The sequence below is a fragment of the Micromonospora sp. AKA38 genome (assembly GCF_027925725.1).
Lineage (GTDB): Bacteria > Actinomycetota > Actinomycetes > Mycobacteriales > Micromonosporaceae > Micromonospora.
Map to the genome: position 1 here is coordinate 1 of NZ_BNEI01000010.1, position 13,381 is coordinate 13,381.

At 69.8% G+C, this 13,381-nt stretch carries 12 protein-coding genes; 5 read left to right on the forward strand and 7 right to left on the reverse strand.

The genetic code is table 11. From position 1 onward, the window contains the following. The coding region (locus TPA0908_RS30515; protein ID WP_281943842.1) for an AAA family ATPase at positions 1-653 on the reverse strand (653 nt) is incomplete at its 3' end. A 166-nt stretch (positions 654-819) separates the two neighbouring features. Between TPA0908_RS30515 and TPA0908_RS30520 the strand changes: the two genes are divergently transcribed. The 4 genes from TPA0908_RS30520 (at position 820) to TPA0908_RS30535 (ending at position 6,702) form a co-directional block, all read left to right on the forward strand. Then, positions 820-3,042 (forward strand): choice-of-anchor J domain-containing protein, encoded by a 2,223-nt coding sequence (locus TPA0908_RS30520; protein WP_281936225.1) that lies wholly within the window; start codon positions 820-822, stop codon positions 3,040-3,042. 99 nt (positions 3,043-3,141) lie between these two features. After that, entirely contained in the window at positions 3,142-3,669 is a 528-nt protein-coding gene (locus TPA0908_RS30525; RefSeq protein ID WP_281936227.1) for a flavoprotein, read from the forward strand. 155 nt (positions 3,670-3,824) lie between these two features. Continuing rightward, a complete protein-coding gene (locus tag TPA0908_RS30530) occupies positions 3,825-5,849 on the forward strand; it encodes a DEAD/DEAH box helicase (RefSeq protein WP_281943844.1) in 2,025 nt (674 codons plus the stop codon). 178 nt (positions 5,850-6,027) lie between these two features. Further along, positions 6,028-6,702, forward strand: a complete 675-nt coding sequence (locus TPA0908_RS30535) for a hypothetical protein (RefSeq protein WP_281943846.1) — start codon at positions 6,028-6,030, stop codon at positions 6,700-6,702. 55 nt (positions 6,703-6,757) lie between these two features. Here the strand turns inward: TPA0908_RS30535 and TPA0908_RS30540 are convergent, their stop codons facing one another. The 4 genes from TPA0908_RS30540 to TPA0908_RS30555 form a co-directional block, all read right to left on the reverse strand. Next, positions 6,758-7,372 carry a DUF6879 family protein gene (locus TPA0908_RS30540; RefSeq protein ID WP_281943848.1) on the reverse strand — a complete coding sequence of 205 codons (615 nt, stop codon included), beginning with the start codon at positions 7,370-7,372 and terminating at the stop codon, positions 6,758-6,760. Next, complete coding sequence (locus tag TPA0908_RS30545) at positions 7,365-7,634, reverse strand: hypothetical protein (RefSeq protein WP_281943850.1); 270 nt, start codon at positions 7,632-7,634, stop codon at positions 7,365-7,367. Before TPA0908_RS30545 ends, TPA0908_RS30540 begins: the two co-directional genes overlap by 8 nt. 96 nt (positions 7,635-7,730) lie before the next feature. Continuing rightward, positions 7,731-7,919, reverse strand: coding sequence for a hypothetical protein (locus tag TPA0908_RS30550; protein ID WP_281943852.1), 189 nt, complete (start codon positions 7,917-7,919; stop codon positions 7,731-7,733). A 237-nt stretch (positions 7,920-8,156) separates the two neighbouring features. Beyond that, positions 8,157-9,074: an S-4TM family putative pore-forming effector gene (locus TPA0908_RS30555; protein WP_281943853.1), complete on the reverse strand. Its 918-nt coding sequence runs from the start codon at positions 9,072-9,074 to the stop codon at positions 8,157-8,159. Between the two features lie 220 nt (positions 9,075-9,294). Here TPA0908_RS30555 and TPA0908_RS30560 point away from each other — a divergent pair, with 220 nt between their 5' ends. Then, positions 9,295-11,664: a hypothetical protein gene (locus TPA0908_RS30560; RefSeq protein ID WP_281943855.1), complete on the forward strand. Its 2,370-nt coding sequence runs from the start codon at positions 9,295-9,297 to the stop codon at positions 11,662-11,664. Here the strand turns inward: TPA0908_RS30560 and TPA0908_RS30565 are convergent. Together TPA0908_RS30565 and TPA0908_RS30570 are read right to left on the reverse strand one after the other, a co-directional pair. Then, on the reverse strand, positions 11,648-12,031 hold the full coding sequence (locus TPA0908_RS30565; protein WP_281943856.1) for a hypothetical protein: 384 nt from the start codon (positions 12,029-12,031) through the stop codon (positions 11,648-11,650). The two genes, TPA0908_RS30560 and TPA0908_RS30565, sit on opposite strands and share 17 nt — an antisense overlap. A gap of 341 nt (positions 12,032-12,372) precedes the next feature. Then, positions 12,373-13,374 carry an FAD-binding oxidoreductase gene (locus TPA0908_RS30570; protein WP_281943858.1) on the reverse strand — a complete coding sequence of 334 codons (1,002 nt, stop codon included), beginning with the start codon at positions 13,372-13,374 and terminating at the stop codon, positions 12,373-12,375. Positions 13,375-13,381 lie beyond the last annotated feature (7 nt).

The window sequence follows — 13,381 nt, forward strand, 5'->3', positions numbered from 1 at the left end:
GTGAACGGGTAGAACGCCGCGGACACCACGGGCGCGGCGGAGGCCGGCAGCCGCCACGACACCGGCAGCCGGTGCACCGGCAGGTCCGGGTTGTGCCGCAGCAGCGTGGCCACCGCCGACTGCATCGGGTCCCAGGTCAGGCCGGTCCAGCGGGCGGTCTCCACGGCGGAGAACGGGTCGAGCTGCCCGGGGTCGCCGACGAACAGCGCCCGCTCGAACCGACCGGCCACGCGCAGCAGCGCGTCCGCCCGCATCTGGTACGCCTCGTCCACGATCGCCCACGGCCAGGAGCCCTCGGGCACGGTGGCCCACTTGGCCGCCGTACCGATGGTGACGGCCGGACCGCCGAGGTCGGCGACCTTCGCCGCGACCCGGACCGTCCCGTGGCCGGTGACCCGCTCGCTGGGCCGGTAGTCGGTCGCGGAGAGTCGGCCGATCCGCAGCTCGGGCGCCCGCCGGGCGAGCCGGTCGATGAGGTCGTCGACCTGCTCGTTGGTCTGCGCCACAATCATCAGCGGGTCCCCGGTGACGGCCAGCTCGGCGGCGGCGCGGACGACGAGCGTGCTCTTGCCCGCGCCGGGCGGCGAGTCGACGACGACGCCCCGGTGCGCGCCCTCGCGCACGTCACGCAGCACACTCTCCACGACCTGCAAGGCGGGGCCCCTTCTTCACGCATCCGGTAGAGGCGGGGCCCCTTCTTAACACGTTCGACTGGTTGCCAAAGGCAACAGTGTGGCGTACGAACGACGTGAATGTCTCTCCGGCGCACGCGACGGTGACCCCGTCGGCCGGATTCCGCACACCCGACAAGGGGGGCCAATGGCACGCAGCCGGATCGCCGGTACCGCAGCCATCGCACTCGTCCTACCGTTCCTCGGCGTCCTGCCCGCGACGGCCGCATCCGCCGCGCCCGCACAGGCCGTGCCCGCCAAGGCCACGCCGGCCACCGACGACACCCGCGAGCTGACCCGCAAGGACTTCACGCTCGACGGCAAGCCGGTCAAGACCCCGGCCCGCTACCAGAAGCGCGCCCAGGCCCGCTCGAAGGCCGCCGCGGCGCCGACCCCGCCGGTCGGCACCGTTCGGCAGTGGCTCGGCATGGACGACTTCCAGGGCAGCTACTACCGCAAGGACTACACGCTGCGCGGCGTCGGCGACAACGTCGAGGTGTGGGTCGCCAACGACATCGCGTTTCCGGCCGACGACTGCCGCAACCAGATCCCCACGTCGACGCAGATCACCGACGCGCAGGTGCAGAGCTTCGTGCACGAGTTCGACACGAACATGTACCCGAAGGAGACGGTGGCGTTCAGCCGGCCACCGGACCGCGACGGCAGCAACGCCCAGATCCCGCCGGACGCCCAGGGCAACGGCGGCGACTACACCGGCGGCGGCAACAAGACGGTCACCCTGATCGACAACGTCCGGGACGACAACTTCTACGACTTCCCGGCCGCGCCGACCTACATCGCCGGCTTCTTCTCGGCGCAGCTCAACGAACTGTTCGACCGGAACGTGATGACCGTCGACGCGTTCGACTGGCTGCACCGCACCGGCGCGAACCCGCCGGACGAGCCGACCGACGACCTGTGCACCAGCCGCCCGGCCCGCCCGTTCAGCTACGAGGGCACGTTCGCGCACGAGTGGCAACACCTGGCGCACTACTACAGCGACCCGTTCGAGACCACCTGGATGAACGAGGGCCTGTCCGACTTCGCGCAGACGCTCACCGGGTACGTGGACACGAAGGCGACCGTCTTCGACCGGGGCGCGGACAGCCACCTCTACTGCCAGCAGGGCTTCGGCACGGTGCAGACGCCGTACAACGCGAACCCGCGCGACTGCGGCGGCCCGGAGAACTCGCTGAACCTGTGGGGCGAGAACCCGAACCCGAACGCGGTGCTCGCCGACTACGGCAACGCGTACGCGTTCATCCAGTTCCTGTACGACCGCTACGGCAACGACATCGTGCACCGGCTGCACAACGACGCCGACCTGCAGGGGCTGGCCAGCCTGGACGCCGCGCTCAAGGCCGAGGGCGCGAAGAACATGTACCAGGTGATCCACGACTACCAGACCATGACGCTGGTCGACAAGATCGTCGGGGAGTCGCGCACGGGCATCATGCTCGGCGTACCGAAGAGCCGGGTGACCACGAAGATCCTGCGCTCCACCGTCAACCTGGCCAACCCGGCCGCGTACGCCACGCCCGGCGCGGCGCCCAACGGCGCCGACTACGTCCCGCTGGCGAAGGCCGACGGCACCGTGCTGCGCGGCCGTGACCTGCGGTCGCTGTCGTTCCAGGGCGCGAAGACGCTGCCGTCGCTGCCGCTGGCCTGGACCGTCGTGACGAACGACCCGGACCGCGCCGGCAACCCGGTGCTGTTCTCCGGCAACGCCGACAACACCGACGCCGCCGCGGTCACCCCGGTCACCGTGCCGACCGCCGACCCGACGCTGCGCTTCCTCGCCAAGTACGGCGCGGAGGTCGGCTTCGACTACGGCTACGTGGTGGTCTCCACCGACGGCGGCGCCACCTACACCGCGGTCGCCGGCGACAAGACCACCGACGGTCCGCTCGGCCCGGCGCTCAACGGCACCACCGACGGTTTCGAGCCGCACAGCTTCGACCTGTCCGCGTACGCCGGCAAGAACATCCTGCTCGGCTTCCGCTACGTCAGCGACGGCGGCGTCAACGAGGGCGGCCTGCTCGTCGACGACGTCACGCTCGGCGGCACCACGGTCAGCGACGGCAGCAGCCTCGCCGCGTTCGACTCGCCCACCGAGATCAAGCCGATCGCGGTGCACAACTGGAACGTGCGGCTCGTCGGTCTGGACGAGAAGCACTCGCTGGCCTGGCAGTTCGAGTTCAACGGCAAGTCGAGCCTGACGCTCAACCGGGCCCAGCTCGCGCTGCTCGCGCTCTTCCCGAAGGTGGTCGCCGTGGTCGCCTACGACGAGCCCACCGAGCAGGTCCAGCAGTATGCCCCGTACACGCTGAAGGTCAACGGCGTAGTGCAGAAAGGCGGGGCCCCCTCTTAACGCCTCCGGTATAGGAGGGGCCCCCTCCTAACACCTCGCCCGCCCGAGCACCCACCGAGGGTGCTCGGGCGGGAGCGTTTCCGGGTAAGACTGACGACCATGAGTGACGCGCCGGTGCTCCACCTCGTCGTCTGCGCCGCTCCGCCGGCCCAGCGGATCGGCGAACTCGCCGACCTGCTCGCCGCCGACGGGTGGCGGGTCTGCCTCATCGCCACCCCGGTCGCGGGAAGCTGGCTCGACCGTGACGCGCTCGCCGCGCAGACCGGTCATCCGGTACGCGTGCAGTGGCGCCGGCCGGGCGACCCCGAACCGCACCCGCCGGCCGACGCCGCCGCGGTCGTGCCGGCCACCTTCAACACGCTGAACAAGTGGGCGGCCGGCGCGAGCGACACGCTGGCGCTGGGCATCCTCAACGAACTGCTCGGCACCGGGCTGCCGATCCACGTCTTCCCCCGGGTGAACGCGGCGCTGTCGGCGCATCCGGCCTACGCGCCGAATCTACGGCTGTTGCGGGAGGCGGGGGCGGTGGTGCACGACGGGGACGTGCTGCGGTCCCCGGACGAGATGACGCCGAGCCGGTGGGCGGTGGTGGTCGACGCGCTGCGCGCGGCCCGACCCCGAGGCTGAGCTGGACGCCGCCGAGACTCGGCCGCCGCCGGACTGCCGGCCCGATCAAGTACGCGGATCCGCTAACTGGAGTTGGTGCCAGGCCGGCCCGCGACCGTCGTGCTCGTTGTAGCGTCAGCGGCACCACAACCGACTCGTTCACGCTGGGAGACTCGGTGATCAGGACCCGTGGCTTCGAACTGGCGCCCTGGCAGGCAGAAGCCGTCGAGGCGTGGGTCGGTGGCACTGGTGGCGCGCACCGGGGAACATTCGAGATCGTCACCGGTGGTGGGAAGACGCTGATCGCGCTCGCCTGCGCCGCGCGCGCGGCCGAACGCGATCCCGAACTGCGGCTGGCTGTGGTTGTTCCCACCGAGGCGCTGGCCCGGCAGTGGCAGGCTGCGTTGGAGCGGTACACGAACCTGGAGCGACCCGAGATCGGCCTGCTAGGTGCCGGAGGCTCAGCTAATCTTTCCCGCTGCAGGGCGTTGGTAGCGGTGTTGAACACCGCCGCCAAGCAACTTCCCGCTGCGGCGCAGACCGCACAACCTCTGATGTTGGTGGTCGACGAGTGCCATCGAGCGGGAGCGCGAACCTTCTCCCGGGTGCTGGACACGAAGGCCGACTATCGACTCGGCCTGTCTGCTACCCCGGATCGCGACGAACTCGATGAGTCAGGTCAGCCTCTGCGCTACGACGAGCAACTCGTCGGCCAGGGGCTCGGTCCCGTCGTGCACCGCTTCACCCTGCGCGACGCACGTGTCGCCGGCTGGCTGCCGGACTACGAGATTCATCACCATGGCATCCAACTCATCGATGAGGAACGGCGTGAGTACGACAAGATAAGCCGGCAGGTGGATGATCTCGCTGACGAACTGCGCTCGCTCGGCTTCGAGGTAGGGCGAGTGCAGCAGTTGCAGCGACGTGGGGACGAGGTGGCCGCGGTCGCCCGCAGATACATGGCCGCCGCGACGCGGCGGAAGGATCTGCTTTACCGCGCCCTCGAACGCGGCCGGGTGGCCCACCAGATCATCGAAGAAGCTCTCCGGGCGGATACAGCCCGCCGCGTACTGATGTTTCACGAGCGGGTTGGTGAGGCAAAGGAGCTGTACGAGCACCTGCGGCAGCATCTGACGGGAACATCCGTCGTGCTGGAGCATTCCCGCTTGGCCGCCCGAACACGGGTGGCGGCATTGGACGCGTTTCGGCACGGCCAGGCGCAGATCCTGGTCTCCGTGAAGTCGCTGGTCGAAGGCATCGACGTACCGGAGGCAGACCTCGGCGTGTCGGTCGCGGCGACCTCCAGCGTTCGCCAGCGGATCCAGGCACTCGGCAGGGTGCTGCGTCGCCGCTTCGATGGCTCTGCTCCGCGCAAGCACGCCGACATGCACCTCATCTACGTCGCGGGCACGGTGGACGAGCAGATCTACGCCAAGGAGGACTGGGCCGACCTCACCGGCGAGGGCGCGAACCACTACTGGCGCTGGTCTCTCGACCCGGAGAAGGCGAAGGAACGAATGCCGGAATCGCCCGCCACCCCTCGGCCGACCGAGGAGCAGGAGTGGGAGAGGTTGGGCCAGCGGGCCCCCGACACCCCGATTCAGTGGCACGGGATGCTCAGCGGTCAGGAGTATTCCGTCGACACACTCGGTACCGTCACCAACAGTTCGGGTGCCCTGATCCGTAATCCTCAGCACGTCGCGTCGCTGGTCGAACTGGTCCGGGGCCGCCCCGGGGGACGCTTCCGGATCACTCCCGCCCATCGTCTTGTCCTCGTCTGGGGCGACGGCCTGAACGGAGTCTTGCCCTACGTTGCCGGGCAACTCCTCAAGCCTTTCGAGGCCGAGCCTCGAGACGCGCTGCCGTCGGACGACGGCGGCCCGGACCCGAGCACGCTGACACCAGGCACGCCACTTCGTCGGCAGGTCGACAAGAACGGTGGCGCTTTTCGCCTCCGACAGAAGAGGGGTGGCGTCATCGAGCGGCGCCTGCCGGGTGGGCTGACCGAGTTCGCTCGGACCGACGAAGCAGCACCCGCAGAACTTGTGGCGAACGCGCGTCGGGTGCTGGAAGGGTGGCGTCAGTTATTTGACAGAGGAATTGGCTTCTTTGTCAGTAGCGATGGTCAGGCATGGTATCTCGAAGCCAGCCAACGGCGTTTCCTCGCCTACGTTCCGGGTGGCTTCTCCTGGCCATCCTGACGGGGCTGGTTCATACCTCGGGCCACGTACGTCAGGAAGACCGCCAATGTTCAGGTTCACCCACGCTCCGCTATGGACGGACGCGCTCCGACGCACCTAGGCTCGCCGAGCGCCCCGGCGGTCTCATCTGGCGATCGTACGGCCGGCGTCGAGTCGATGCGCTGCCACAGGAGCGAGAGTGCCCCAGCCTTATCCCGGATTGTCACCGTCGAACAGCAACAAAGATGCCAAGTATTCGATTGTTCGTGGCCCGACCGGTGATTGGGAAGTCCGGCTCATCTACCGCGACAGCAGCGGGGAGCACCTGCGGACCAACAAGCGACACAGAAAGCTCATCGCCCAGGTCAACGAGGTCAAGTACAAGGAATCCGGCGAAGATGGCGGCATCTTCTACATCAACGAGTTCCACCATGTCCTGGTTCCCCGAGCTGGCGGTGGCAGCATCTACGTCCGCACGTATCGGAAGCTGCTGGACTTCGACTTCGACGGCCGCACACTGAGCCCGGTCGCACCGTCGGGCCTGGCACCCGGCGAGCGCTGGCCTGGTCCACACGTGGGCATCCAGCACGCCCTGACGTCTGGCGGCGACGACATCTTCCGACGCATCGGAACCAGCCAGCAGGGCACCCGCCGGGAGTATTTGTCAACCGTCGTAGGGCAGGAAGCGGCCCGAGGGCTCGCCCACCGGCTAAAGAGGGTCAAGGGACATCGGGGCGGCCGGTTCTACATCAACGAGGCCGCCGAGTTTTTCACCCCGATCGACGATAGGGACCGGGGCATGTCATACATCTATCTCGGCGCACTCGGCAGGGATGCATGGTTTCACGCTCCGCAGATGCGAGACCGACGGTAGCCAATCTTGAAACCCTGACGCAGCCGGCGTGTAAATCTCGGGTGAAGGCAGGCCACTACGAGAGGGCGGTGAGAGGCTTCACCCTGTCGACCTCCCGACGGAAGAACGAATCGAACGGCTCGGCCTGGTCGAGGAAGGCCAGGATCTGCGTACGGCAACCGTCAACGGCCTCGGGCTCGACGACCTTCTCCGCGCCTACTGGAGCCCCTGCTTCGTCGTAGCGGACGTTGTAGACGGCGCGGCTGCCGGCCACCATCAGCTCCGGAACCTGGCCGTGCGTCCGCTCCAGCTCCGACACGGCCCCCGCGTCGAGCACGCGGATCTGCTCCCCCGCCTCGGCGCGGAAGCGGAGGAAGTTGAACTCCCAGAACAGGTACGGCGTAAGAGGAAGCTCCACGATCCTCAGCCGGTGCAGACCGGAGCCCCGTTCGTCGAGGCGGGCGAAGAACTGGGCCAGGTCGGGATCGGGCTGGGCGGCGATCCGCAGCGCTTCGTCCCACCGACCGGCCGCGAACGCCTCCCAACTGGGGCTGCCCGGCTCACGGAACGTCTGGGCCCGCTCGGTCTTGAGGATCACCCCGTCCACGGTCTCCACCGTGGCGTAGAAGTCGGCCTCGTACTCAGGCAGGCTCAGTTGTCGGGCGGATGCCGCCCGCAGCAGGTCACGCATCCGGGATGTCCGGCTTGGCGGCCCGGATCATGCTGCGCGGAATGACGACCAGCCGCTCGTCGGGACCGACGCTGACACCCTCCGGCAGGCGTCCGTCGTACGCGGTGGTGAGGTCGCGGCCGATGACGGCCACGTCACCGTTGGAGAGCTCCCAGATGTCGGGGCAGGTGGTCGTGCCGCCGCTCTCGCCCAGTTCGGCGGCGGACCGTCCGAGGCGACGGGCGAACGTGGCAGCAGGTTCCGCTTCCCATCGACCAACCATCATCAACTCCTCAGAGTCACGAATCGAGCACTCAGAATAGCCAGCGTGAAATCGGTGGCGCCTTCGAGTTTCGCGAACTGAAGTGAATCTCCACCATCAGCGGGAGCGGGGCACCTGACGGTTGAAACGGGGACGCAGCGCCAACACCAGCGCTTCCTTCGTACCCTCGGGGTTGTCGGTCTCCTGCCAGCGGACCTCGCACCGCCCCAGCCACCCGGCGATGTCGTCGCGGGTCGCGGCGCGGCCTGGCGTGTCGAGGAGCTGGCCGACCTGCTCGTGCAGCACCGACGAGTCGCGGTTTGCCGGTGAGGTGCTGCCGCAGCCGGGCGCGCAGGTTGCCGGTGCGGCCGACGTAGGCGACCACGCCGCCGTCGAGCACCAGGTGCACGCCGGGCGCGGCGGGCGCGGCGGCGACGACATCCTTGGTGTACGCCCGGGCCGGCGTGAACCCGGCCAGCGGGTCTTCGGTGTGCGGCACCTGAGGGACGGTACCGGCGTCGGGCGCTCCGCGCGGCCCCGTGCTCACCCGTCAAGTCGCGCCGCGGGTGCGGGCGCGTGCAGCACTTGGCCGAGGCCGGCCATGGTGGACTGGAAGTCGACCCGGTCGGCGGCGTGGAACCGCCGGAAGAACCAGTTCGGCACGCGGGGCTGGGTGCAGCGGCTGTGGAAGAGCAGGTCCTGCACCTGGCGGGCCACCGTGAGCAGGTCGCCGGCTGACGGGTCGCGGACGGCCGAGGTGATGTGACCGTGCACGATGACCATGGCCCGGTCGCGTTCGACCGCGACCTCGCGCTGCCCCCGGTAGATCTCGACGCCGAGCAGCAGCGCGCCGAGCGACGGCACGAACCAGGCGAGCAGCAGGTGCGCCACGGTCAGGCCGGCGAGCACCCCGTAGCCGACGCCGACCGCCGTCCAGGTCGCCACCGCGACGAGCACGGTGTACGCGTAGCGGCGGCGCAGCCGCGCGCCCCAGCCGAGGCTCTGCTGCTGGCAGGCGAGGACGTCGTACGGTGCGGGCAGTTCCGGAATCTCGTAGTAGTCGCGCAGGTAGCGTTCGGTGCCCCGGAACGCGCGGTCGAGTCGGCTGATCTCGTGCGCGGCGACCCGGTCGCCGGCCACCACCGCGTTCCACGGTAGGCGGAACAGGTCGACGTCGAACATCTCCTGGATGGTGGCGGCCCGCCGGAGCTGCCCGCGCGACCAGGAGGCGAGCCCGAGCGCGTTGACCACGGCCCAGAGCGCGCCGAGCGCGGTGACGGCGGTGGCCGACACGCCGGTGAAGGCGACTGTCGCGCCGGCGCCGGCGATGACGACGGAGACCGTGGTGCGCAGCGCGTCGAGGCGTTGGGCGCGGTAGTGGCAGACCGACATGGCCCGCAGCAGCGACATCATGGCCGGGTCGACCTGACGCCTGAGCAGGGAATCAGTCCGGTCCGTCACGTCAACCTCCCGGTCCGCCGACCCGATCGTACATCCAAGCCACTAGATGTTACTGTCCGCTTCTTGATCACACCTTAACGTGATCACTGAACTACCAATAAGTATGGATACATCCCGACCCGCGAGGTAGTGGGTACTTTGGGATGGGTCCGGTACGTTGAGCCGGCACTCAACGAATCTCGACCACACCCCTCATCACCAGAAAGTTCAACGACCCACGATGGACGAAGGTCTCGATGCCACACCGCCCTGGCTCCGGCAGGACGCACCCGTGCTGGCGGCACTGCGGGAGTGGGCGGCCAGCAAGGGCGGCACCGCCGAGGTGCTGCCACAGGAAGAACCCAGGCGTGGATACACCGCCGCCTATCTGTTCGCCATCAGCCTGGGAGGCCCCACCGGCCCGGGGCTGACCGGCGACCGCAAGAAGCTGGTCAAGGTGCATCCGGCCGGCGAGAGCGAGTCACCCGAGTCCGGCCGGCACAACCGCGCGAAGGCAGAGGGAGGTGGCTTCGCCAAGCGGCACATGGTCAAGGACCATCACGGCTGGCAGCGGACGAGCGACGATCGCCACCTTTCCTTCCAGGACGTCGCCAACGGTGGCGACCCGGTGGTCGCCATGGACGAGATCGAGGACGACGATCTCCTCGTCGCGGCCTGCCGCAAGGTGGTCACCGCCCTGCCGACGGACTGGAACCGCCCGACGAAGGACGGCGGACCGTCCACCACCTCCACCACGGTGCGCGAGTACGTCGAGCGCGAGTTGACGGTGACAAAGTCGCTGGAGGCGATCCGCTCGGCCGCCGACCGGCTGAGGCTTGGCGATCTCGACGGGGATTGGCTGGACATCGACGGCAGGATGTTGCCGAACCCGTTGCGGCTGGCCGAACCGGACGGGCTCTTCGGCGACCTCCGCATCCGCTATCTGGTCGGGCGAACCCACGGGGACCTCCACGGCGGGAACCTGCTGATCCCGGCGACCGTCGACGGCACACCCCAACCCAGCACGTTCTTCATGATCGATCTGGAGTCGTACGAGAGTCGGGCGTCGCTGTCCCGCGACCCGGCGGCCCTGCTGATGTCGATGGTCCTGCGGTGGGTGGCGCCGCGACCCGGTCCGGACGGGGCGTGGCCGCCCGGCCTGCCACCCAGGCAGACCGAGCCGCTCCTGCGCTACCTGGTGCGGCCGGACCAGCCGGCGCCGAGCCAACTGCCGCGGGCGCTTGCCGACATCGTGCGGCTCACGCACGAGGCCGGGCTGGCCTACGCCGACAACGGGAACTGGCGGCCGGAGTGGCGTACGCAGTTCCGGCTGTCGCTGATCGTCCATGCACTCGCCACCACCACCTACGACAACGTCAGTCCGGACGGCGTCCGGTGGTGCTTCCGCCTGGCCGCGTACCTGCTGGAGGCGCACCGCGAAGAGCACCACCGGAAGGTGACACCGCCGGCCTCCGGCATCGGGGTGCCGTCGCCCCGGCCACTCGACACGGCCCGGCCCTCCGGCTGGTACCAGCTTCCCGGCGGGGGGCACGATCCGGGCACACCGGGGCGGCACCGCGCCACGCTGGCTCAGCCGCGCAACGCGGCGCCCGCCCTCGACCCGGGCCCGGCCGGGAGGCCGCCCCACCAGCGCAATCGGAATGCCGCAGCGGACCGGGTCGGCGGGATGTGGCGCTCACGCGTCGGTCGGCCATCGGCCGGGAACGGCACCCGACGTCGGATCATGGTCCCGGTGACCCTCGCCGTGTTCGGCACCAGCCTCCTGCCGTTGATGGCGGCGGAAGGCCCGTCGGACCGGGGCATCCGGCCGCCGGTGACGCCGTCCAACCGGACCGAGACGCCGCCGACCAGCCGGGACGACGACCGTGCGGGCACACCGTTCGAGCCGGTGGGCCCTGGCGTGCAGCTCGACCGGATCGCTGCCCGGGTGGCGCAGCGGTCGGAGCCGCCGAGCCGGGGCCGGTACGCCCACATCTGCCTGCGGGTGTGGTCACCGAACGACCTCGAGCCGCACTCGGACAGGCCGGACCGGTTCCGCGAGGAGCGGTTCTGGTGGACCCGGGAGGGCACCGGTCGACGCACGGTCCAGGCCGTCGAGCACGGCCGACGATCCCGGGCGAAGGTCTCCCCGCTCGGCCCGAGCGACCTGACCGACGTGCCGCCGTCGCCGTCGGAGGATCCGGCCGAGCTGCGCGCGCAGGTCGCCAGCCTGCTGGACGCGAGGCCGCCAGAGCTGCGCAACGCGGCCGGCCTGCTGGAACTCGTCGCCGAGTTCCACCAGTTCTGGCCGCTCTCGGTGCCGCAGCGGGTGACGCTGCTGCGGTTGCTCGCCAGGACCGAGGGCACCATCGACAGTGGCAGCTACCCCGACCGCGCCGGCCGGGACGGGTACGCGATCAGCGCCGACAACGGTGAAGGTCAACGCGAGACGTTGCAGTTCGACGAGAAGACCGGCCGGCTGCTCAGTCACGAGAAGATCGGCGCCGGCAACGAAACGCTCGCCTCCTACCTGTTCCTGGACAGCGGGCGAACCTCGACCATCGTCGACCGGCCGTGCGCCGATCCGAAGCCGACTAACAAGGGCGGTTGACGTAGTTGGCCCAGTCCCGATAGGGCGCGGCGTCGGCACGAACCCGGTTGCCGGCGCCGACGCTGAACAACGCGGTGGTGCCGTAGTAGAACGTGACCGATCCGCTGGAGATGTTGTAGTGCGCGGACGCCACCCGGAACTGCCACTGCCAGGTCGCGAGGTTCTGCCGACCACAGTCGGAGAGCTTGCCCCGGGGATAGCCGAAGTTGGGCCGGTCGTAGAAGCAGTACCACCCGTAGGGGCAGTCGGCCAGCGCGTAGGTCCCGACCGGCGCGCGCAGCGTGACCAGCACCGCGCCGTCGCCGTAGCTGATCTCGTTGGCGCTCACCGGCACCCCACCCGGATGCGCCGCCAGGTAGTCGGTCATCTCGCGCTTCGCCGCCGCCATCCCTGGCGCGGGGCCGCCGGAAACGATCAGGAAAACGCCGAGGACGGCGGCCGAAACCATTCGGTACGCACGCGAAAACGCCATTCCACACCCCCCGCTGGACATTGATAATCCCCTCTGTCCAACCAGAATAGGAAGGCATCTTCCCTGATCACCAGGGGTCGCGGCGGACACACCTGTCGCCATGCCGATATTTTCACCGCCGCGCAATCGGTAACCGGTGCCGTGGAATTTCCAGCGCCGGTTCTTTCCGACTGCCAATTGCGGCCTGCACTTTCGGCACGTCGATTGTCGATGTTCATGATGCGGCGGCCGGCCCGTCATCGCTGCCCGAGCGTGGGCAGGTGCAGGCGGTCGGCGGGCACGCCGGCGATGGGCAGCCAGCGGCGGGCGGCGGCAAGCATCGCGGGCGGCCCGCACGCGTACACGTGCTGGCCGGGCCGGTGGTGGTGGATCGCCAGGCCGATGGCGGTGCCCTGCTCGGCAGGTGGAGCCTCCGGGTCGTCGGAGAACGCCGGCACGATCCGCAACCAGTCGTACGCCTGCTGGAGCTTGTCCAACGCGATCGCGTCGTACAGGTCGGCGAACGTGCGCGCGCCGACGACCAGCGTGACCCGCCGACCGACGGGCGCTTCGGCGACCTGCTCGACCAGGGCGCGCAGCGGCGCCAGGCCGGTGCCGCCGGCCACCAGCAGCAGATCGTCGGCACCGCCGGCCAACTCCAGGCCGGAACCGGCCGGCGGGCCGAGGTAAAGCAGATCGCCGGGGCGTACCTCGTGGACCAGGCTCCCTGAGACGGACCCGCCGGCCAGCGCGCGGACGTGGAACTCGACGGTGCCGTCCGCGCGGGGCGCGTTGGCCGGCGACAACCACCGCCACCGCCCCGGCCGGCCAGGCGTGCACACCGGCACCGCCTGCCCGGCACGGAACGGTAGGCGCCGCAAGGGCCGTACCGTCAGCGCGGCGATCGTGTCGACATCGCGGTCGTGGCCGATCACCTCGGCCGGCCACCAGGCCGGGCCGTCGCTCACCCGCGCGGCGGTCCGTTCCACCAGCCGCCAGGCCCGCCGCAGGCACACGCCTGGCGCAGCCAGCAGCGCGGCGCCAATCGGCGCCGCGTGCCAGGGGCGCCACCCCAACCCGCGGTACGCGGACCCGAGCACCCGCAGCGACGCCAGGCGTGCGGCCCGGTCGTCGCGGCCGTCCAGCAGCCGCAGCAGGGAGGCGTGTAGCAGCGCCTCGTCGGTCAGGTGGAGCGCCGGGTACGGCTTCGGGTCCTCGTCGGTGGTCGGGGTGGGGAGGTCGGCGGGTATGGCGGACATCGGCGGG

Excerpts from the sequence above, each read along its gene's own strand:
- TPA0908_RS30520 (WP_281936225.1), top strand. The coding sequence starts at position 820 with ATGGCACGCAGCCGGATCGCCGGTACCGCAGCCATCGCACTCGTCCTA.
- TPA0908_RS30525 (WP_281936227.1), top strand. The coding sequence starts at position 3,142 with ATGAGTGACGCGCCGGTGCTCCACCTCGTCGTCTGCGCCGCTCCGCCG.
- TPA0908_RS30540 (WP_281943848.1), bottom strand. The coding sequence starts at position 7,372 with ATGCGTGACCTGCTGCGGGCGGCATCCGCCCGACAACTGAGCCTGCCT.
- TPA0908_RS30545 (WP_281943850.1), bottom strand. The coding sequence starts at position 7,634 with ATGGTTGGTCGATGGGAAGCGGAACCTGCTGCCACGTTCGCCCGTCGC.
- TPA0908_RS30560 (WP_281943855.1), top strand. The coding sequence starts at position 9,295 with ATGGACGAAGGTCTCGATGCCACACCGCCCTGGCTCCGGCAGGACGCA.
- TPA0908_RS30565 (WP_281943856.1), bottom strand. The coding sequence starts at position 12,031 with ATGACCGACTACCTGGCGGCGCATCCGGGTGGGGTGCCGGTGAGCGCC.
- TPA0908_RS30570 (WP_281943858.1), bottom strand. The coding sequence starts at position 13,374 with ATGTCCGCCATACCCGCCGACCTCCCCACCCCGACCACCGACGAGGAC.